The following is a 19,484-nucleotide window of genomic DNA, read 5'->3' on the forward strand; positions in this document are numbered from 1 at the left end:
TCGACGCGTGAGCGCATGTCCGATCAGCACCCTGAAGCCTCCCGGCCCTCCAGCCTCAAGATTTACCTCCGTTTGCTGGGCTATGTTCGTCCTTACACCGGGATGTTCCTGGTCAGCATCATCGGCTACATCATCTTCGCTTCGACCCAGCCGATGCTGGCGGGCATCCTCAAGTATTTCGTGGATGGCCTGAGCAATCCGAATGCCGTCCTGTTCCCTGACGTTGCCTACCTCCGCGACCTGAAACTGCTGCAGGCGGTGCCGCTGCTGATCATCCTCATCGCCGCCTGGCAGGGGCTCGGTTCGTACCTGGGCAACTACTTCCTTGCCAGAGTTTCTCTCGGCCTGGTGCATGACCTGCGTCTTGCCCTGTTCAATAGCCTGCTGGCCTTGCCGAACCGCTATTTCGACAGCCACAACTCCGGGCACCTGATCTCGCGCATCACTTTCAACGTGACCATGGTCACCGGCGCGGCCACCGATGCGATCAAGGTGGTTATCCGCGAAGGCCTGACCGTGGTCTTCCTGTTCGGTTACCTGCTGTGGATGAACTGGAAGCTGACGCTTGTGATGGTTGCCATCCTGCCGCTTATCGCCCTGATGGTGAGCAGCGCCAGCAAGAAATTCCGCAAGCAGAGCAAGAAGATCCAAGTGGCCATGGGGGATGTCACCCATGTGGCTTCCGAAACCATCCAGGGCTACCGGGTGGTGCGCAGTTTCGGTGGCGAGGCTTACGAGTCCGGCCGGTTCAGGACCGCCAGCGAGGACAATACCCGCAAGCAGCTCAGAATGACCAAGACCTCGGCTGTCTATACCCCGATGCTGCAGCTGGTGATCTACACCGCGATGGCTGCGCTCATGTTCCTCGTGCTCTTCCTGCGCGGTGATGCCAGCGCTGGTGACCTGGTGGCTTACATCACTGCTGCCGGCCTGTTGCCGAAACCGATCCGCCAGCTTTCCGAGGTCAGCTCCACTGTGCAGCGCGGCGTCGCCGGTGCGGAAAGCATCTTCGAGCAACTGGATGAAGAGACTGAGGTGGACCGCGGCTCCGTCGAACGGGAGCGCGTCAGCGGCCGTCTGGAAGTACGCAATCTCAGCTTCCAGTACCCCGGCACCGACAAACCGGTGCTGCAGGACATCAGCTTCGAGGCCCAGCCGGGCCAGATGGTCGCCCTGGTAGGGCGTTCCGGCAGCGGCAAGTCCACGCTGGCCAACCTGATTCCGCGCTTCTACCACCACGAGCAGGGGCAGATCCTGTTGGATGGCGTGGACATCGAGGAATATCGCCTTCGCAATCTGCGTCGACATATCGCCCTGGTGACACAGCAGGTAACGCTGTTCAACGACTCGGTGGCCAACAACATCGCCTATGGCGATCTTGCCGGCGCGCCGCGCGAGGACGTCGAGCGGGCCGCTGAGGCCGCCTACGCCAAGGAGTTCGTCGACAAGCTTCCCCAGGGCTTCGACACAGAAGTCGGGGAAAACGGTGTGCTGTTGTCCGGTGGCCAGCGCCAGCGTCTGGCGATTGCACGGGCTCTGCTGAAGAACGCTCCAGTGCTGGTGCTGGATGAAGCCACCTCGGCCCTCGACACCGAGTCCGAGCGGCACATCCAGGCCGCCCTGGACCGCGTGATGGACGGCCGCACTACGCTGGTCATCGCCCACCGGTTGTCCACCATCGAAAAGGCGGACCTGATCCTGGTCATGGATCAGGGACGCATCGTCGAGCGTGGCAACCACGCGGAACTGCTGGCGATGAACGGCTACTATGCCCGGCTCCATGCCAATCAGTTCGCCGAAGAGGCTCAGCCGGAAGCGAGCTGGGCCGCGAGCGGGGGATAGCCATCACCCCCGCGCCCCTCAAGCGGTTCCGATGCTCCCGGGTAGGTCAGGCCAACTGACCTGCTATGGTATGATCCGCGCCGATTTTGACGTCCGGAGACTCCATGAAACTGTCCATGCCCCGATTCGATCAGGCCCCCGTTCTGGTGGTGGGCGACGTCATGCTTGACCGGTACTGGCATGGCGGCACCTCGCGCATCTCCCCCGAGGCCCCGGTTCCCGTGGTCAAGGTAGAGCAGATCGAGGATCGTCCCGGCGGCGCCGCGAACGTTGCGCTGAACATCGCGGCACTTGGCGCCCCTGCCATGCTGGTGGGTATCACCGGCGCCGACGAAGCGGCAGACAGCCTGAGCGACAGCCTCAACGCTGCAGGCGTGGACGTGCATTTCCAGCGCCTTGCCGAGCAGCCGACCATCGTCAAACTGCGCGTCATGAGCCGTCACCAGCAACTGCTGCGCATGGACTTCGAAGAAGCCTTCGGTACCGACACCGAGGCGCTGGCGGCACAAGTCGAGCGCTTGCTGCCCCAGGCCAGGGTCCTGGTGCTGTCCGACTATGGAAAGGGCGCACTGAAGAACCACCAGGTGCTGATCCAGGCCGCACGCCAACGCGGCGTGCCGGTACTGGCGGACCCGAAGGGAAAGGACTTCAGCATTTACCGTGGTGCGAGCCTGATCACCCCGAATCTCAATGAGTTCGAAGCCATCGTCGGCGGCTGTGCCGATGAGGCGGAGCTGGTCGCCAAGGGCGCGGCGCTGATGCAGGAACTGGAGCTGGGAGCCTTGCTGGTCACACGTGGCGAGCATGGCATGACCCTGCTGCGTCCTGGTCATTCCGCGTTGCACCTGCCGGCCCGCGCCCGCGAAGTGTTCGATGTCACCGGCGCCGGCGACACCGTGATATCCACCCTGGCCGCCGCCCTGGCCGCGGGCGAAGAACTGCCGCAGGCCGTGGCGCTCGCCAACCTCGCCGCAGGCATCGTTGTCGGCAAACTGGGCACCGCCGCCATCAGTGCTCCGGAATTGCGCCGTGCTGTGCAGCGCGAGCAGGGTTCCGAACGTGGTGTGCTGAGCCTGGACCAGTTGCTGCTGGCCATCGAGGATGCCCGCGCCCACGGCGAGAAGATCGTCTTCACCAACGGCTGCTTCGACATCCTCCATGCCGGCCACGTGACCTACCTGGAACAGGCCCGCGCGCAAGGCGATCGCCTGGTGCTGGCGGTCAATGGCGATGCGTCGGTCAGCCGCCTCAAGGGGCCGGGCCGTCCGATCAACAGTGTCGAGCGCCGCATGGCTGTGCTGGCTGGCCTGGGCGCGGTGGATTGGGTCGTCAGCTTCCCCGAGGACACCCCGGAGCGCCTGCTCGGCCAGGTCAAGCCAGATGTCCTGGTGAAGGGTGGCGACTACGGCATCGACCAGGTGGTAGGTGCCGATATCGTGCGCGCCTACGGTGGAGAGGTGAGGGTGCTCGGTTTGGTGGAAAACAGCTCCACCACAGCGATCGTCGAGAAAATCCGCAGCAAGTGATCCCGTCCGACTGGCAACTCTGCCAGTCACAGATGTCGGCCCGGTCATAGGCGTCCGGGTCGATGCCGAACATCATCCCGGCATCCTCATCCTGCATGGAGTGCGATGCCGATGTTCCCCAACGCACAGGGCCGCGCGCTGGCTTTGCTCAATCGCGTAGCCCAGTCCCATTGGCCTGACCGCCTCAAGCTGCGCAAGACCCTGGAGAAGCTCCTCTACGGTGGTGCCCGTGTCGGCTTCAATCTCGCTGCCCGGCGATCCCGCCAGCAGTCGCACTCGGTCCGCGCGGGTGAGCTGTTCGATCTCTCCCTCTCCGACGAACAGCGGATGCTGGTGGAGATGCTGGAGGCCTTTGCCCAGGAAACCCTGCGTCCGGCGGCCCACGAAGCGGACGCCCGGGGTGCGGTGCCGGCCGGACTACTCAATCAGGCCCATGCGCTCGGGTTGGTGCATTACGGTGTCGGTGAGGGGCTGGGCGGTATGGCAGGCGAGGGCGCCATCCTTACCAATGCATTGATGGCTGAGGCGCTGTCCAAGGGCGACTTGAGCCTGGCGGCCGCTCTGCTGGTACCGCTGTCAGCCGCCAATTGCATCCGTCGCTGGGCTTCACCTGAGCAGCAGGCGGCCTGGTTACCGGCTTTCCTCGATGGGCGGTCTGTGCCGCGCATGGCCATCGCCGTAAACGAACCGACGGTCCTGTTCGACCCCCACAAGCTGTCCACCCGCGCCCAGCGCAAGAGAGATCATTACCTGCTGAACGGTGAGAAATGCCTGGTGCTCGACGGGCTGGACGCCAGTCGCATCATCGTCGCCGCCAACACCGACAACGGGACCGCACTGTTCCTGATTGATGCCGGCAGCAAGGGGCTGGAGTTGCGGCCGGAACCTGCAATGGGTCTGAGGAGCTGCGGCACTGCCCGCGTTCGCTTGAAGGGCGTGCAAGTCCCGCTTGAGCGTCGTCTGGCTGCCGTCGACTTCGACTACCAGGCGTTTCTCGACCTTGGCCACTTGGCCTGGTGTGCCCTTGCCCTGGGAACTGCCCAGGCTGTGCTGGACTACGTGATCGGCTATTGCAACGAACGGATGGCCTTCGGTGAACCCATTAGCCATCGCCAGGGCGTGGCGTTCATGGTCGCGGACATTGCCGTCGAACTGGACGCCATGCGCCTGATGGTCTGGCGCGCTTGCGCCCGTGCCGATCGGGTAGAAGCATTCCAGCGCGAATCCTACCTGGCGCGCCTGCTATGCGCCGAAAAGGCCATGAAGATCGGCACCGATGCCGTGCAATTGCTCGGTGGCCATGGTTTCACCCAGGAACACCCGGCCGAGCGCTGGTACCGCGACCTGCGCGCCATCGCCGTGATGAGCGGCGGCCTGCATTTGTGAGGAAGGCAGCATGAACCTGGAAATCCCGAAGAAATTCCGTGGCCTGAGCCTTCAGGCCCATCAGGTAGCGGCACAGTACTTTCGCCCGTTGTCACGCAAGTACGACAAGGCTGAGCATGCCTATCCTCGCGAGCTGGATCTGCTGGCGGCAATGCTCGATGGCATGAACGCCGGTTCGCCGGAAGCCATCGGGGCAGGCTCTGCCAGCAAACGTGGCGCAGGAACGCAGGAGGGGGTGCGCAATAGTGGCAACTTCTCCGCGCTTCTGGGGGTGATGGAGCTGTGCTGGGGCGATGTCGGCCTGCTTCTGGCCATGCCGCGCCAAGGGCTGGGAAACGCCGCCATCGCTGCGGTCGCCAATGAGGAACAGCTTAAGCGCTTCCGGGGAGCCTGGGCGGCCATGGCCATTACCGAGCCTGGTTGCGGCTCGGACTCGGCCGCCATTCGCACCACCGCGGTAAAGGACGGCGACCACTACGTGCTGAACGGCGAGAAAATCTTCGTCACCTCCGGCGGGCGCGCCGATGCGGTGGTGGTATGGGCCACGCTGGACCGCAACCTGGGACGTGCGGCGATCAAGTCCTTCGTGGTGGAGAAGGGCACGCCCGGTATGAAGGTGACGCGCCTGGAGAAAAAGCTCGGCATCAAGGCTTCCGACACTGCCTCCATCAGCTTCGACGACTGCCGTGTTCCCGCGGCCAATCTCCTCGGCAATGCCGAGATTGATGTCCAGAAAGGCTTCGCTGGGGTGATGGCGACCTTCGATAACACACGTCCGCTGGTGGCTGGAATGGCAGTGGGCGTTGCCAAGGCCGCGCTCGATCGAACCCGTGAGTTGCTGGCCAAGGCCGGTTGCCGGTTCGACTATACAAAACCGCTACTCGCCGCCAGCCATGCAGAAGCCACGCTCTATCGCCTGGAGGCCGAGTGGGAGGCGGCGCGGTTGCTGGCCCTGAAAGCTGCCTGGATGGCGGACAACCGGCTGCCGAACTCCAAGGAGGCCTCCATCGCCAAGGCCAAGGCCGGGCGAGTGGCCAATGAGGTCACGCTCAAGTGCGTGGAGCTGGTCGGAGCCCTGGGGTATGGCGAGGACGAGTTGCTGGAGAAATGGGCGAGGGATTCGAAGATCCTCGATATCTTCGAAGGCACCCAGCAGATCCAGTTGCTGATCGTCGCCCGACGGCTATTGGGCAAAACCTCCAGCGAACTGAAGTGATGGCGCGAAGCGGGCGAGCCTAGTGTGGACGGGGTGCCTAGAGCGCCCCGGTGGTCAGCAGGCGATCTTCTTTCCCAGCGGTCGGGCCGTCCCGACCCGCGCCAGCCAGTCGCGCCAGCGCACGCGCTCCTCGTGCACCAGCCAGCCATCCTGTTCGGCAAAGCTCTCCGACAACCAGATGCCACGGGTACTGGCGGCTTTGAACTCACCGTTGCGTAGAGTCAGCAAGTCACCGGTCGGCAGACCCTGGTGCAGCGGTAGCAAGTAGATGTCGGGCCGGCGCCGCTCGAGGCTCGCCACCAGTTGACTACCTTGCAGCACTTCGTCCACATGGAAGAGGCTGATCTGGTGGCTGTCCCGTGGCAGGTCCAGGCGCAGGTCGTAGACCAGCTGCAGCGAGGCCGTTGGCAGGTGCACGTAGGCTTCGGGCCGCTCCAGCAGGATCAGCTTGCCGTTGCGTACCGGACGGGCGGCGCCGGAAAGTGGGCTGAGGCGGAAGTGATTGGCATCGCGGTAGCGCAGCTCACGCTGGTAGGGCGTTGGCAGCCAGGTATCGGCGAAACGTCCCCCCAGCCATCCCTCCGGGGTTTCGATCAGGCATTCCTCGGCCACTTCCTGGATGGCGGTGAGGAGCGGCAGGTTCAGCTCATGGGCCGGTACATACCCGGAAATCAGCTTCAGCACGGTGTCGCCGCGATCCTGCCGGCGCTGACGCACCAGCAGCCAGTAATCGCGGCCCTGCAGGTTCAGGGTGAGCCGCACCGAAACGCCAAGGTTCGCCAGCTCCACCGCGAAGCGCTGGTTGTCATTCACCTTCACCGGACGACGACGCTCGAGCATCTGGGTGAAGTTCAATGGCCGGCCAAGACTCTGATAGCTGAGGGCATCAGCGCTGGCTTCGACATGCAGCGGTAGGGTCTTGAACGCGCTGGGGTCCTTGCGTGCGAGGATTCGCGGCATGTCGGCTCCTTCTGGCAGGGGTCGGCTAGTGGCTTGGCAGGGCTCGTTTAGTGGCGATGGGCTCCGATAACGGCAGCGGCCGTCGCGACATTATGGGACAGATGCAGCGGATTGATGGTCCCGATTATCGCGCCGGTCACCCCGGAATGACCGAAGATCAGTTCGAAGCTGGCACGTACTGGGTCCACCCCGGCGTCGAGGCAGGCATGGCCGCTGGCGAGGCCCTTCTTGATCAGGATGCCCTTGTTCTGTTGCAGGGCGAAGTCCAGTACCGGCTTCTCGCCCTGCTCGTTCAGGTTGTAGGTGACCATGGCGCAATCGCCTCGCTCCAGGGCGAGGAGCCCGCCGTCCACAGTCTTGCCGGACAGGCCGAAGGCGCGGATCTTGCCGGCCTGCTTGAGCTCGGCGAGGGTTTCGTACACACCGCTGTCGCGCAGGATGGCCACGTCATTGCCGTCCGAGTGCACCAGCACCAGATCGATGAAGTCAGTTTCCAGGCGCTTCAGGCTGCGCTCGACGGAAAAACGCGTGTGTTCGGGGCTGAAGTCGAAACGGGAAACGCCAGCCTCGAACTCTTCACCTACCTTGCTGACGATCACCCAATCCTGACGCTGCCCGCGCAGCAGTGGGCCGAGGCGTTCCTCGCTGCGGCCGTAGGCCGGGGCAGTGTCGATCAGGTTGATGCCCAGGTCGCGGGCCAGCGCCAGAAGCTGGCGAGCTTCGGCATCGTCGGGGATGGTGAAGCCGTTGGGGTACTTCACGCCCTGGTCGCGGCCCAGCTTCACGGTGCCCAGCCCCAGGGGGGAAACCATCAGGCCGGTGCTGCCCAGGGGACGATGGAGGTTGTGCAGGCTGCTCATCCCAGCAATTCCTCCCAAACGGGTTGCGCCACAGGTGGGCGGGGCAGGGCCGGCAGCGCTGGATTGGCGGCCGGGCGCAGGCCGTCGCGCTCGAAGGCGGCCAGTACGCGGTCGGCGAAGTCGGGCGCCAGGGCCAGTTTGGTCGGCCAGCCCACCAGCAGGTGGCCCTGTTCGCTGAGGAACGCGTTGTCCGGACGTACCAGGCCGCTCTGGGCCGGCTCGGCGCGATCCACCCGCAGAGTTGCCCACTGGGCGGCGGACAGGTCGATCCAGGGCAGCAGCTGGCGCAGTTCCTGTTCGGCGGCGGCAATCTGTTCGGCTTCGTTGCGGGCAACACCTTCGGCCTCGGCGAGGTCGCCGCCGAGGTACCAGACCCATTGGCCGTCGGCGGCCGGGTGGCTGGTGACGGTGATGCGCGGCTTCGGTCCGCCACCCAGGCAATGGGCATAGAGCGGCTTCAGGCTGGGGGCCTTGACCATCACCATGTGCAGCGGTCGGCGCTGCATGGCCGGCTGGCTCTGGCCCAGGGTTTCGAGCAGCGCCTGATTGCCGGCGCCGGCGCTGAGCACGATGCGTTGCGCGCGGACTTCACGGCCATCGAGGCGCAGGCCGGTGAGTTGGCCGTCTTCGAGCAGGGGCTCGACCTCACGGGCGGCCAGGAGGCCATCGCCGGCCAGTTCCGCGAGGCGATTGATCAGGCTCGGCACGTCCAGCACCAGTTCGGCCAGGCGATAGACTTTGCCCTTGAATTTGGGGTGCTGCAACGCAGGAGGGAGTTCGCTGCCCTTCACCTGATCGACCCGGCCGCGTACCGCCTTGCTGGCGAAGAAGCTGGTCAGGTTGCCTGCCAGGGTGCCGGGGGACCAGAGGTAGTGGGCATCGGAGAGCAGACGCACGCTGCGCAGATCCAGTTCGCCGTTACCGGCCAGGGCCTCGCGCCAGCGGCGGGGCATGTCGGCGATGGCTTCGGAGGCACCGGTCAGAGCACCGTGCAGGGCGTACTTGGCGCCACCGTGGATGATTCCCTGGGACTTGACGCTCTGTTCGCCGCCAAGGCTGGCCTTTTCTACCAGTAGCGTGGCGAAGCCCTGCTGGCGCAGACGGGCGTTGAGCCAGAGGCCGGCGATGCCGCCGCCGAGGATGAGCACATCAGTGGAAAGGGATTCGGCCATGGGTCGCAGGCGCCTCGAAAAAAACAGGGGCGCAGTATAGCGCCCCTGTTCGTGAAGCTGCGGGAAGAGGCGATTCAGTGCCCCGTGCTGTTGGAGAACAGCTGGATCACCACCACGCCGGATACGATCAGGCCCATGCCCAGCACGGCTGGGGTGTCCAGTTTCTGCTGATAGAGCACCAGCGCGGCGACGCTCACCAGCACGATGCCGAGACCGGCCCAGATGGCGTAGGCGATGCCCACGGGAATACTGCGCACCACCAGGGTCAGCATCCAGAAGGCGATGGCATAGCCGCCGATCACCAGGATCAGGGGCAGTGGTTTGTTGAAGCCATCGATGGCCTTCATAGAGGTAGTGGCGATCACTTCGGCGGCAATGGCGATAGCGAGATAGATGTAGCCGGTCATGGTCGGACCTCCTGTGCGATGGGCGGATTCTAGACTTCCGGATGATGGGATAAAGTCATTACCTATCTGGTTGGAAGATAGGTTGATGGTCATGCAATGGAATCTTGAGCAGATCCGCCTGTTCGTCGGGGTTGCCGAAGGCCAGTCCTTTTCTGCCGTAGCGCGAAAGCTGCGGCGCGCCCAGTCTGCCGTCAGTAGCGGTATCGCCGCGCTGGAGGATGATCTTGGTGTGCAGCTATTCGAACGCAGCAGCGGCCGCCAGCCACGTTTGACGGCGGCGGGCGTTGCCTTGCTGGAGGAGGCACGCGAAGTGCTGCGCCAATGCCAGCGACTGGAAGGCAAGGCGCAGGGGTTGGCCAAGGGTGAGGAAGCCCGCCTGCGATTGGCCCAGGACGAGGCGATGCCCTATCAACCTGTCCTGGCCAGCCTGGAGGCGCTGGGCACGGCGTTCCCTCTGCTGGAGGTGCAGCTGGCTGCCAGTGCGCAAGGCGAAGTGGCGCGAAAGCTGCTGGAGCGACGTGCCGACCTCGGCCTGCTGTTCCACCACGAGCAAATGCCCGATGCGCTGGAGCGCCAGCGGCTCGGCACCATCGAGATGGTCACGGTCTGCGGCGCCGGCCACCCCCTGGCCAACAGGAATTATGCCGAGCGCAGCGAACTGGCGCGGCACCGACAGATCCTCATGTCGCCGCAGGACAGCCACTATCCTGGCGGCGAGCAGATTGGCCCGCAGGTCTGGCGTGCTGACAGCTTCTACGTGATGGCTGAACTGTTGATGCGTGGGCTGGGCTGGGCCTGGTTGCCGCGCCATGTGGCCCAGTATCCGGCCTACCAGGGACAACTGGTGGAGCTGCGCAGTGACTGGACGCCGCCATCGTTGGTGGTGGAGCTGGTTTGCCGTCGCGACGAGGCACTGGGGCCGGCGGCGCTCTGGCTGGCCGATAGCCTGGCGGAACACCTGCAAGCCATGGGTTAGTGCGATCGTCGGCGAGTCACGCTAAGCTCCGCGCCCATGAATCGCACCCTCTATACCCTGCTGTTCCATCTCGGTCTGCCTCTGGTAGCCGTGCGCCTGGCCTGGCGCGCCTGGCGTGCGCCGGCTTATGCGCGGCGCATCGGCGAACGCTTCGCTTTCGGTCTGCCTGTGGTCAAGCCAGGCGGCATCTGGGTCCATGCCGTGTCGGTGGGCGAGAGCATTGCCGCCGCCCCCATGGTCCGCGCCCTGCTGGAGCGCCACCCGGACCTGCCCGTCACTATCACCTGCATGACGCCCACCGGCTCCGAGCGCATTCGCGCGCTGTTCGGCGACAAAGTGCAGCATTGTTACCTGCCTTATGACTTGCCCTGGGCGGCTGCCCGTTTCCTTGACAAGGTGCGGCCGAAGCTGGCGGTGATCATGGAGACCGAACTCTGGCCGAACCATATTCACCAGTGCGCCCGTCGCGGCATCCCGGTGGTGCTGGCCAATGCGCGGCTGTCTGAGCGTTCGGCTCGTGGCTATGCGCGATTCGCCAAACTGACAGCGCCCATGTTGGCCGAGCTGAGCTGGATTGCCGTGCAGACCGAGGCTGAAGCCGAGCGCTTCCGCACTCTGGGTGCGCGCCCCGACTGTGTGGGCGTGACCGGCTCGATCAAGTTCGACCTTCGCATCGACCCGGCGCTGCTCCAGCGCGCCGCGGAACTGCGCCGCCAGTGGGGCGCCGAGTCGCGGCCAGTCTGGATTGCCGCGAGCACCCATGCCGGGGAAGACGAAATCGTCCTGGCCGCTCACAAGGCCCTCTTGAAGCAACGGCCAGACGCGCTGCTGATCCTGGTACCGCGCCATCCGGAGCGCTTCGGTTCGGTGTTCGAGCTGAGTCGTCGCGAAGGGCTGGCAAGCGTGCGCAGATCCACCGGCGCACCCGTTGCCGCAACAGACGCCGTGCTGGTCGGCGACACCATGGGCGAGTTGCTGTTCCTTTATGCGTTGGCCGATATCGCCTTCGTTGGTGGCAGCCTCGTGCCCAATGGCGGTCACAACCTGCTGGAGCCGGCAGCCTTGGGCAAGCCGGTGCTCAGCGGCCCGCATCTGTTCAACTTCCTCGAAATCGCCGCGCAGTTGCGTGATGCCGGGGCACTGGCCGAAGTGGCTGACGCCGAACAGTTGGCGGCGCAGGTGGAGGGGCTCTGGGCCGATTCCAGTCGTGCCGGGGCCATGCGCGAAGCGGGACTGGGTGTGCTCAAGGCCAACCAGGGCGCGCTGGAGCGGCTGTTGGGTGGGATTGCGCGGCTGCTGTGATCCCGTAGGGCTTGAAGGGCAGACCTTCGGCCTGCTTGGCGAATGAATTCGCCCCTACAGGAAAAGCCCCTGACTGGCGGTGCTATTCAGAATGTCGGCGGGGTGATGACCCAAAGGATCAGCGCATCCTTCTCGCCGGGATTGCCATAGCGGTGCGGTTCCTGGCTGGAGAAGCTGAAGCTGTCGCCTTCCTGCAGACGGAAGTGCCGCTCGCCGACCCAAAGCTCGAATTCGCCGCTGAGCACATAGCCGGCTTCTTCACCCTCGTGGCTGTAACTCTCTTCGCTGTAGGAGCCGGGCGGGAAGCGCGAATGGAGCATTTCCAATTGGCGCAGGGGCTGCGGGCTGAGCAGCTCGTCGGTGATGCCGTCTTCGTAGTGAAGGCTGGTTCGGGCGTTGCGCCGCACGACGTACCCGCGATCGGCTTCTGAGGTGGGCGCTTCGCTGGCGAAGAACCATTGGATCGTGACGCCCAGGCTGCGAGCGATATTGAACAGCGCTGGAATCGAGGGATAGGCCAGGTTGCGTTCCAACTGGCTGATGTAGCCGGCCGTGAGCTTGCTCTGTTCGGCCAGCTCACTGAGGGTCAGGCCCCGACGTTTGCGCAGCGCGCGGATGCGCGTGCCGAGGAACTGGCTCTCGGCGTTGGCGTTCGGCGATGGCAGGCTGGGGCTCATGGTTCCCTCCATGGGACAGAATCGCGGCATTGTATTGCAGCCGCGATCACCGGCGACACTCAGATGCTCCAAGCCAACTTCAGCCCCTCGTAAATAGCCTCTTCCGCCGTGCGTGGCGCCAGGCAGTCGCCGATTCGGTGAAACTCCACCAGTCCTTCCAGCTCACTGCCCAGGTCGTCCACCGGCTGGTGGCCCTGGCAGAGCACGAGGGTGTCGACATCCTCGAACAGCATTGGCTCGCCACAGGCGGAATGCGTCATGTACACGGTGTTGTCGTCGCAGCCGTAGAGGCGCGCATAGGTGGTGATTGGAATGCCCATCTTGTGAAGCTCTCCGGCCATCTGATCGCGCACGTAAAGGGGCAGACTCTCGCCGCAGTGGGTGCCGCTCACCGCCAGGCGCACCTGATGGCCATTGCGTGCCAGGCGTTCGGCGATGCCGGGTGCGACCCAGTCGCCGCGCCAATCGGTGACCAGCACTGAACGGCCAAGTTGTACCTCTTCGCGCAGCACCTGCCAGGCATCTACCACCTGCAACTCGCCGCCTCGCTCGAAGGGAGGCCAGTAGGGCTTTGCCCCGGTGGCGAGCACCACCAGGTCAGGACGCTCGCGTTCCACCAGGGCACGGTCGACGCGGACGTTGCGTTGCACCTGCACGCCGGCCAGTTCCATCTCCCGTTGCAGGTTGGTGGCCGCACCACCGAATTCCGCGCGTCGAGGCAGCAACTGAGCCAGCAGCACCTGTCCGCCGAGTTGGTTGCCAGCCTCGAAGAGGGCCACCTCATGGCCACGCTGGGCAGCCACGGCGGCGGCCTTCATGCCTGCCGGCCCACCGCCCACGACCATCACGCGCTTGCGCACAGTGGCAGGGCTCGGTGTTCCGTAGGTCAGTTCACGACCGGTTTCCGGGTGCTGGATGCAGGAGATGGGATAGCCACGGTGGAAGTGGCCGATGCAGGCCTGGTTGCAGGCAATGCAGGCACGCACATCGTCACTACGGCCGTTGGCCGCCTTGTTCGGCATCTGCGGATCGCAGATCAGTGCGCGGGTCATGCCACAGACATCGGCCTGGCCGCGGGCGAGGATGGTTTCGGCTTCCTGGGGCTGGTTGATCCGCCCGGTGACGAAGAGCGGGATGTCCAGGCGTGTCTTGAAGGTCCAGGCGGTGGAGGCCAGGTACGCAGCTTCGATGGCCATGGGTGGCACGATATGGATGGCGCCGCCGATGGAGGCGGACGTGCCCGCCACCAGGTGCAGGTAGTCGAGTTGTCCTTGCAGGGCGAGCGCGGCGGAAAGGGATTCGTCTTCGGTCAGGCCTTCCGGGTCGCGTTCGTCGGCGGAGATGCGCATCCCGACGATGAAGTCGTCCGGGCAGTTGGCGCGCACGGCTTGTATCACTTCGCGGACGAAGCGCAGGCGGGCGTCCAGATCGCCGTTGTAACCGTCCTCCCGGCGGTTCACTCGTGGATTGAGAAACTGTGCGGGCAGGTAGCCGTGACTGGCGACAATCTCTACGCCGTCCAGGCCGGCTGCACACAGTCGACGGGCGGCGGCGCCGTAGCCGGCGACTATTTCATCGATCATCGACTGGCCCAGGGCTCGTGGCATCACTCGGAAACGCTCGTTGGGCGAGGCCGAGGCGGACCAAGCCACTGTCAGCAGGCCATCGCTGGACTCCATGATTTCCCGGCCCGGATGGAAGATTTGGGAGAGCACCACCGTGCCTTCCGCATGGCAGGCGTCGGCCAGGCGCCGATAGCCTGCGATGCAGGCGTCGTCGGTGGCCATAAGCACATGGGAGGTGTAGCGCGCGCTGTCATGTACTCCGGCCACCTGCAGGACGATCAGACCGACCCCGCCCTTGGCGCGAGCGCGGTGGTAGGCGAAAAGCTGGTCGTTGACCAGGTTGTCGGCGGGCATCGAGGTGTCGTGCCCACTGGACATGATCCGGTTCTTCAGGCGTTTGCCGCGGATTTCCAGGGGCTCGAACAGGTGCGGGAAGGTGGCGCTGGACATGGAGGCTCCTGAGGCCTGGCGGCCCTGCTTGTTCTTGTGGAGTCATGAAAATTTACCTTAAGTAAAAAATCAACTTGTTTTTTTACTTTGCTCTGACTTAGCTTCGAATCGGCCCGAGCCGGGCAGGCTTCACGACAACAACAAGAGGAGAAGCACCATGTGGCAGTCTTTCGTCCCTCACCTGGGCAACGAATCGCACCCCTGTTCCGTTCCTGGTTCCAGTCATGCGGCCCGCCTGCTGGCCGGATTGGCGCTCGCTTGCAGCCTGGGGAACGCCCAGGCGGATGACAGCATGGTGGTGGTGGGCTACGGCGGAGCAGGGCAGAAGGCCCTGAGCGACGCTTTCTTCAAACCGTTCGCCAAGGCCAGCGGAGCGCCGCTGACGGAGAGCGAGTACAACGGCGAGATGGCCCGCATCAAGGTCATGGCCGATACCGGCAGTGCCGATTGGGACCTGGTGGAGATCGAGGCGCCTGATCTGGTGCGTGGATGCGAGGAAGGCATGTTCGAGCGCCTGGACTGGCAGCGCATAGGTGGCGCCGACCAGTTGATCGCCGATGCGGCCCAGGAATGCGGTTCGGCCACTATGGTCTGGAGCGTGGCGCTCGCCTATGACGCCGGCAAACTGGCCGAAGCGCCGAAGTCCTGGGCGGATTTCTGGGATGTGCAACGCTTCCCGGGCAAGCGCGGGCTGCGCAAGCGTGCCGTGTACAACCTGGAGTTCGCGCTGCTGGCTGATGGCGTCAAGCGCGAGGATGTCTACAAGGTGCTGGGAACACCGGCAGGCGTGGAAAGGGCATTTGCCAAGCTGGACCAGCTCAAACCTTACATCCAGTGGTGGGAAGCGGGCGCGCAGCCCGTGCAATGGCTGGCTGCCGGCGACGTGACCATGACCTCGGTCTACAGCGGGCGTATCGCCGCGGCACACCAGGACGGCAACAATTTCGCGGTGGTGTGGCCGGATAGCCTCTATGGCATGGATTACTGGGCGATCATCAAGGGCTCGAAACACGTCGAGCGCGCCCACCAGCTGATCGCCTTCATCAACAAGGCCGACAACCAGGCCGACTATGTCAAACGGATTCCCTACGGCCCGGTCAACCAGCAGACCTTCGATCGCCTGGATCCGGCACTGACCGGCTGGCTACCCAGTGCGCCACAGAACATGGCGCAGGCCCTGCCCATGAATGTGGAGTTCTGGACTGACCACGGCGAGGATCTTGAGCAGCGCTTCAATGCTTGGGCGGCAAAGTAGGAGCGAGTTCATTCGCCAAGCAGGCCGACGGCCTGTTTGGATCAGGGCATCGCGAATTGAATCGCTCTCACAAACCTTTTCACAAACCAACGAAAAAGCCCGGCATGAATGCCGGGCTTTTTGCGTCTGCAGCGGAACTCAGTATTCCGGGTCGCCTTTCAGGCTGGCTTCTGCTGCCTTGGCCAGATCCGGCGGGAGGAAGTCCTTGTCCGGATCGTAGTCGGGCTTGAGGAATGCGGCCAGGGCTTCCAGGTCGCCCGGGCTCAGGGTGCCGGCGGCTTGTTTCAGGCGGAGGTTGTCGAGGATGTAGTCATAGCGCGCGTTGTTGTAGTCGCGCACCGAGCTGTACAGCTGGCGCTGGGCGTCGAGCACGTCGACGATGTTGCGAGTACCCACCTGGTAGCCGATCTCGGTGGCTTCCAGGGCGCTCTGGTTGGAGATGATCGACTGCTTGCGTGCCTTCACCTGCTCCACGTCGGTGTTCACCGCGCGGTGGAAGTTGCGGGTGTTCTGCACCACGTTACGGCGCAGACTTTCACGCTGCTGCTCGGTCTGGTTCAGACGCTGGTAGGACTCGCGTACTTGCGAGCTGGTCAGGCCACCGCTGTAGATCGGGATGTTCAGCTGCAGGCCAATGCTGCGTTGCTCCACATCGCTGCCGAAGGTCTGGGTGTTGCCGGTGGTGTTGCTGAAACCGAGGCTGTCGTTGTCGCCCTTCTGGTAGCTGGCTACAGCGTCCAGGGTCGGTGCGTGGCCGGCCTTGCGCTGGCGCAGGGTTTCTTCAGCAGCGTCGACGGCGTAGTTGGCGGCCTGCAGGTTGAGGTTCTGCTGCGCGGCGGTGTCGACCCACGCCTTTGCGTCGTTGGGTGCGGGCACCACGACCGGAAGGGTATGACGAATGCCCTCGATGGAGGGGTACTCGCGGTTGGTCAGGGTCACCAGGGCCTGGAAAGCGTCGTCGACGTTTCGCTCGGCGATGAGCCGGTTGGCGCGGGAGGTGTCATAACCGGCCTGGGCTTCCAGCACATCGGTCTTGTCCGACAGACCCACATCGAAGCGCTCGTTGGCCTGGTCGAGCTGGCGCTTGAACGCCGCTTCCTCGGCCTTGGTCGAAGCCAGGTTGTCCTGGGCACGCAGTACGGCGAAGTAGGTTTCCGCAGTCTGCAGGATCAGGTTCTGCTGGGTCGCGGAGAAGTCCAGGGCGGCCTGCTCGGTGGTGGACTCCGCTGCCTTCAGCTGGAACCAGCGGTCGGCACGGAAAATCGGTTGGCTCAAGGTCGCCTGGTAGGCGATGCCGCTGCGCGAAAAGGTGCTGGATGGTTCGTCCAGTTTGGTCCGGGTGTCGTTGGCCGTGGCGCCGCCGTTAATCTGCGGCAGCAGGCCGGAGCGAGCCTGGGGTACGGCCTCGCGCTGCGCCTCGTAGTTGGCGCGGGAGGCGGCGAGATCGGCGTTGTTGTCGACGGCGTCCTTGTAGACGGTCACGAGGTCCGTCTTGGCTGACAGGGGGGCATCTACGGCCCAGGCAGTTCCGGCAAAGGCGGAAGCCACGGCGATGGCCAGCGAGAGTCTGCGCAGCATGATCAATCCTGGATTCTGAGGTGTCGGGCAAGGCTACGGGGCCGCTGGGAGCGGGTCAAGACGCCCCAGCGGCGGCCTCAGTGTAGTTTGCGACAAGCTATGTTGCCTGCCTGCAACAATCCCTTTCTGTTGAGTTACTTGCGTCATTTCTCGACGCGCTGGTCACGTTATTCTGACCACTGGGTTGGTTTTCTTGGGGAAGCTTGTTTAGACTGCGCGGGTTCTTGTCGGGGTGCCTCGAATCGGAGGCTGAGATCGGAGAGTTCCGGATCCCGTTGAACCTGATCAGGTTAAAGCCTGCGTAGGGAACAAGATGTGCCTTCCCAGTCCGAACTCCGGAAGGCCCCTCTCGGCACCAGTCCCGGTGCACTCTCTTTCAGGTTCGCTCCGACATCACCCCAGGAGCCAGCCGATGACCGCAAAACAACAAAAGAACCTGAGCGAGAGCGCCCAGGTCGACCAGCAATCCATCCAGCCTTTCCCCCGTTCGCAGAAAGTCTATGTGCAGGGCTCCCGCCCGGACATCCGCGTGCCCATGCGCGAAATCAGCCTGGATGTGACTCCCACCGCTTTCGGCGGCGAGATCAATGCCCCGGTCACTGTCTATGACACGTCCGGCCCCTACACCGACCCAAGCGTCAGCATCGATGTGCGCAAGGGGCTGGCCGACGTGCGTTCCCCCTGGATCGAAGACCGCAACGACACCGAGCGCCTGCCGGGCCTGACCTCCGAGTTCGGCCAGCGTCGCCTGGCTGATGCCGAACTGTCGGCCATGCGCTTTGCCCATGTGCGCAACCCGCGCCGTGCCAAGGCTGGTCGCAACGTCACGCAGATGCACTACGCGAAGCAGGGCATCATCACGCCTGAGATGGAATACGTCGCCATCCGCGAGAACATGAAACTGGCCGAGGCGCGCGCCGCCGGTCTGCTGAAGGAGCAGCATCCGGGCCAGAGCTTCGGTGCCAGCATTCCGAAGGAAATCACCCCGGAGTTCGTCCGCGAGGAAATCGCCCGCGGCCGCGCCATCATCCCGGCCAACATCAACCATGTGGAGCTGGAGCCGATGATCATCGGCCGCAACTTCCTGGTGAAGATCAACGGCAATATCGGCAACTCGGCCCTGGGTTCCTCCATCGAGGAAGAAGTGGCCAAGCTGACCTGGGGTATCCGCTGGGGTTCGGACACCGTGATGGACCTGTCCACCGGCAAGCACATTCATGAAACCCGCGAGTGGATCATCCGCAACTCGCCGGTACCCATCGGCACCGTACCGGTCTACCAGGCCCTGGAGAAGGTCGGTGGCATCGCCGAAGACCTGAACTGGGAGCTGTTCCGCGACACCCTGATCGAGCAGGCCGAACAGGGCGTGGACTATTTCACCATCCATGCCGGCGTACTCCTGCGCTACGTGCCGCTGACCGCCAAGCGCGTGACCGGCATTGTCTCGCGCGGCGGTTCGATCATGGCCAAGTGGTGCCTGGCTCACCACAAGGAGAATTTCCTCTACACCCACTTCGAGGAAATCTGCGAAATCATGAAGGCCTACGACGTCAGCTTCTCGCTGGGCGACGGCCTGCGTCCGGGCTCCATCGCCGATGCCAACGACGCCGCGCAGTTCGGTGAGCTGGAAACCCTCGGCGAGCTGACCAAGATCGCCTGGAAGCACGATGTGCAGACCATGATCGAGGGCCCTGGCCACGTGCCGATGCACCTGATCAAGGAGAACATGGACAAGCAGCTGGAATGCTGCGACGAGGCCCCGTTCTACACCCTCGGCCCGCTGACCACCGACATCGCCCCTGGCTACGACCACATCACCTCCGGCATCGGCGCCGCGATGATCGGCTGGTTCGGCTGCGCCATGCTCTGCTACGTGACTCCGAAGGAGCACCTGGGCCTGCCGAACAAGGATGACGTGAAGACCGGCATCATCACCTACAAGATCGCGGCCCATGCGGCCGACCTTGCCAAGGGCCACCCCGGCGCGCAGATCCGCGACAACGCCCTCTCCAAGGCGCGCTTCGAGTTCCGCTGGGAGGACCAGTTCAACCTCGGCCTGGACCCGGACACCGCGCGTGCCTTCCACGACGAGACCCTGCCGAAGGATTCGGCCAAGGTTGCGCACTTCTGCTCCATGTGCGGGCCGAAGTTCTGCTCGATGAAGATCACCCAGGAAGTGCGCGACTACGCCAAGGAAAACGGCCTGACCGACGAACAGAAGGCCATCGAGGCCGGCTTCGCCGAGCAGTCCGGGCGTTTCAAGGACGAAGGCTCGGTGATCTACAAGCAAGTGTGAGCGTCAGCTCCGGAAC

At 64.2% G+C, this 19,484-nt stretch carries 15 protein-coding genes and 1 riboswitch; of the genes, 8 read left to right on the plus strand and 7 right to left on the minus strand.

Annotated elements, in window-relative coordinates; genetic code table 11:
• Positions 1-15 precede the first annotated feature (15 nt).
• The 4 genes from msbA (at position 16) to D6Z43_RS22305 (ending at position 5,970) form a co-directional block, all read left to right on the plus strand.
• Positions 16-1,842, plus strand: coding sequence for a lipid A export permease/ATP-binding protein MsbA (gene msbA / locus D6Z43_RS22290; protein WP_120654203.1), 1,827 nt, complete (start codon positions 16-18; stop codon positions 1,840-1,842).
• A gap of 104 nt (positions 1,843-1,946) precedes the next feature.
• The gene (hldE, locus tag D6Z43_RS22295) at positions 1,947-3,368 is read left to right on the plus strand and encodes a bifunctional D-glycero-beta-D-manno-heptose-7-phosphate kinase/D-glycero-beta-D-manno-heptose 1-phosphate adenylyltransferase HldE (RefSeq protein ID WP_120654204.1); all 1,422 of its coding nucleotides are present in this window, start codon (positions 1,947-1,949) and stop codon (positions 3,366-3,368) included.
• A 111-nt stretch (positions 3,369-3,479) separates the two neighbouring features.
• Entirely contained in the window at positions 3,480-4,754 is a 1,275-nt protein-coding gene (locus D6Z43_RS22300; RefSeq protein ID WP_120654205.1) for an acyl-CoA dehydrogenase family protein, read from the plus strand.
• Positions 4,755-4,764: 10 nt separating this feature from the next.
• On the plus strand, positions 4,765-5,970 hold the full coding sequence (locus D6Z43_RS22305; RefSeq protein ID WP_120654206.1) for an acyl-CoA dehydrogenase family protein: 1,206 nt from the start codon (positions 4,765-4,767) through the stop codon (positions 5,968-5,970).
• A 54-nt stretch (positions 5,971-6,024) separates the two neighbouring features.
• On the opposite strand, the gene D6Z43_RS22310 is transcribed toward D6Z43_RS22305, so the two are convergent.
• The 4 genes from D6Z43_RS22310 to D6Z43_RS22325 all read right to left on the minus strand — a co-directional run bounded on the left by D6Z43_RS22310 (position 6,025) and on the right by D6Z43_RS22325 (position 9,369).
• Complete coding sequence (locus D6Z43_RS22310; protein ID WP_120654207.1) at positions 6,025-6,930, minus strand: metal ABC transporter ATPase; 906 nt, start codon at positions 6,928-6,930, stop codon at positions 6,025-6,027.
• Positions 6,931-6,977: 47 nt separating this feature from the next.
• The gene (locus D6Z43_RS22315) at positions 6,978-7,790 is read right to left on the minus strand and encodes an aldo/keto reductase (RefSeq protein WP_120654208.1); all 813 of its coding nucleotides are present in this window, start codon (positions 7,788-7,790) and stop codon (positions 6,978-6,980) included.
• Positions 7,787-8,962 carry an FAD-binding oxidoreductase gene (locus tag D6Z43_RS22320; RefSeq protein ID WP_120654209.1) on the minus strand — a complete coding sequence of 392 codons (1,176 nt, stop codon included), beginning with the start codon at positions 8,960-8,962 and terminating at the stop codon, positions 7,787-7,789. The genes D6Z43_RS22315 and D6Z43_RS22320 overlap by 4 nt, the downstream gene beginning before the upstream one ends.
• A 74-nt stretch (positions 8,963-9,036) precedes the next feature.
• On the minus strand, positions 9,037-9,369 hold the full coding sequence (locus tag D6Z43_RS22325; RefSeq protein WP_120654210.1) for a multidrug efflux SMR transporter: 333 nt from the start codon (positions 9,367-9,369) through the stop codon (positions 9,037-9,039).
• 91 nt (positions 9,370-9,460) lie between these two features.
• On the opposite strand from D6Z43_RS22325, the gene D6Z43_RS22330 reads away from it, so the two are divergent.
• Together D6Z43_RS22330 and waaA are read left to right on the plus strand one after the other, a co-directional pair.
• The gene (locus tag D6Z43_RS22330) at positions 9,461-10,345 is read left to right on the plus strand and encodes a LysR family transcriptional regulator (protein WP_120655334.1); all 885 of its coding nucleotides are present in this window, start codon (positions 9,461-9,463) and stop codon (positions 10,343-10,345) included.
• Between the two features lie 36 nt (positions 10,346-10,381).
• Positions 10,382-11,647: a lipid IV(A) 3-deoxy-D-manno-octulosonic acid transferase gene (gene waaA, locus D6Z43_RS22335; RefSeq protein ID WP_120654211.1), complete on the plus strand. Its 1,266-nt coding sequence runs from the start codon at positions 10,382-10,384 to the stop codon at positions 11,645-11,647.
• Between the two features lie 86 nt (positions 11,648-11,733).
• Here waaA and D6Z43_RS22340 read toward each other — a convergent pair whose 3' ends face one another.
• Both D6Z43_RS22340 and D6Z43_RS22345 read right to left on the minus strand, forming a co-directional pair.
• The gene (locus D6Z43_RS22340) at positions 11,734-12,354 is read right to left on the minus strand and encodes a cupin domain-containing protein (RefSeq protein ID WP_120655335.1); all 621 of its coding nucleotides are present in this window, start codon (positions 12,352-12,354) and stop codon (positions 11,734-11,736) included.
• A 29-nt stretch (positions 12,355-12,383) separates the two neighbouring features.
• Positions 12,384-14,339 carry an FAD-dependent oxidoreductase gene (locus tag D6Z43_RS22345; protein WP_120654212.1) on the minus strand — a complete coding sequence of 652 codons (1,956 nt, stop codon included), beginning with the start codon at positions 14,337-14,339 and terminating at the stop codon, positions 12,384-12,386.
• Between the two features lie 157 nt (positions 14,340-14,496).
• Between D6Z43_RS22345 and D6Z43_RS22350 the strand changes: the two genes are divergently transcribed.
• Positions 14,497-15,594 carry an ABC transporter substrate-binding protein gene (locus D6Z43_RS22350; RefSeq protein ID WP_256660902.1) on the plus strand — a complete coding sequence of 366 codons (1,098 nt, stop codon included), beginning with the start codon at positions 14,497-14,499 and terminating at the stop codon, positions 15,592-15,594.
• A 138-nt stretch (positions 15,595-15,732) separates the two neighbouring features.
• On the opposite strand, the gene D6Z43_RS22355 is transcribed toward D6Z43_RS22350, so the two are convergent.
• On the minus strand, positions 15,733-17,172 hold the full coding sequence (locus D6Z43_RS22355) for a TolC family outer membrane protein (protein ID WP_120654213.1): 1,440 nt from the start codon (positions 17,170-17,172) through the stop codon (positions 15,733-15,735).
• A gap of 218 nt (positions 17,173-17,390) precedes the next feature.
• Positions 17,391-17,497: riboswitch (TPP riboswitch) on the plus strand.
• Positions 17,498-17,584: 87 nt separating this feature from the next.
• On the opposite strand from D6Z43_RS22355, the gene thiC reads away from it, so the two are divergent.
• Positions 17,585-19,468 (plus strand): phosphomethylpyrimidine synthase ThiC, encoded by a 1,884-nt coding sequence (gene thiC / locus D6Z43_RS22360; protein WP_120654214.1) that lies wholly within the window; start codon positions 17,585-17,587, stop codon positions 19,466-19,468.
• Positions 19,469-19,484: the final 16 nt, after the last annotated feature.

Origin of the sequence: Pseudomonas sp. DY-1 (genome assembly GCF_003626975.1) — a bacterium.
Taxonomy (GTDB): Bacteria; Pseudomonadota; Gammaproteobacteria; order Pseudomonadales; family Pseudomonadaceae; genus Metapseudomonas.

What these genes read in the sequence shown, in the direction of transcription:
- D6Z43_RS22305 (WP_120654206.1), top strand. Translation starts at nt 4,765, where the DNA reads ATGAACCTGGAAATCCCGAAGAAATTCCGTGGCCTGAGCCTTCAGGCC.
- D6Z43_RS22325 (WP_120654210.1), bottom strand. Translation starts at nt 9,369, where the DNA reads ATGACCGGCTACATCTATCTCGCTATCGCCATTGCCGCCGAAGTGATC.
- D6Z43_RS22350 (WP_256660902.1), top strand. Translation starts at nt 14,497, where the DNA reads ATGTGGCAGTCTTTCGTCCCTCACCTGGGCAACGAATCGCACCCCTGT.
- hldE (WP_120654204.1), top strand. Translation starts at nt 1,947, where the DNA reads ATGAAACTGTCCATGCCCCGATTCGATCAGGCCCCCGTTCTGGTGGTG.
- D6Z43_RS22330 (WP_120655334.1), top strand. Translation starts at nt 9,461, where the DNA reads ATGCAATGGAATCTTGAGCAGATCCGCCTGTTCGTCGGGGTTGCCGAA.
- thiC (WP_120654214.1), top strand. Translation starts at nt 17,585, where the DNA reads ATGACCGCAAAACAACAAAAGAACCTGAGCGAGAGCGCCCAGGTCGAC.
- D6Z43_RS22315 (WP_120654208.1), bottom strand. Translation starts at nt 7,790, where the DNA reads ATGAGCAGCCTGCACAACCTCCATCGTCCCCTGGGCAGCACCGGCCTG.
- D6Z43_RS22345 (WP_120654212.1), bottom strand. Translation starts at nt 14,339, where the DNA reads ATGTCCAGCGCCACCTTCCCGCACCTGTTCGAGCCCCTGGAAATCCGC.
- msbA (WP_120654203.1), top strand. Translation starts at nt 16, where the DNA reads ATGTCCGATCAGCACCCTGAAGCCTCCCGGCCCTCCAGCCTCAAGATT.
- D6Z43_RS22355 (WP_120654213.1), bottom strand. Translation starts at nt 17,172, where the DNA reads ATGCTGCGCAGACTCTCGCTGGCCATCGCCGTGGCTTCCGCCTTTGCC.
- D6Z43_RS22310 (WP_120654207.1), bottom strand. Translation starts at nt 6,930, where the DNA reads ATGCCGCGAATCCTCGCACGCAAGGACCCCAGCGCGTTCAAGACCCTA.
- D6Z43_RS22340 (WP_120655335.1), bottom strand. Translation starts at nt 12,354, where the DNA reads ATGCCGCGATTCTGTCCCATGGAGGGAACCATGAGCCCCAGCCTGCCA.
- D6Z43_RS22320 (WP_120654209.1), bottom strand. Translation starts at nt 8,962, where the DNA reads ATGGCCGAATCCCTTTCCACTGATGTGCTCATCCTCGGCGGCGGCATC.
- waaA (WP_120654211.1), top strand. Translation starts at nt 10,382, where the DNA reads ATGAATCGCACCCTCTATACCCTGCTGTTCCATCTCGGTCTGCCTCTG.
- D6Z43_RS22300 (WP_120654205.1), top strand. Translation starts at nt 3,480, where the DNA reads ATGTTCCCCAACGCACAGGGCCGCGCGCTGGCTTTGCTCAATCGCGTA.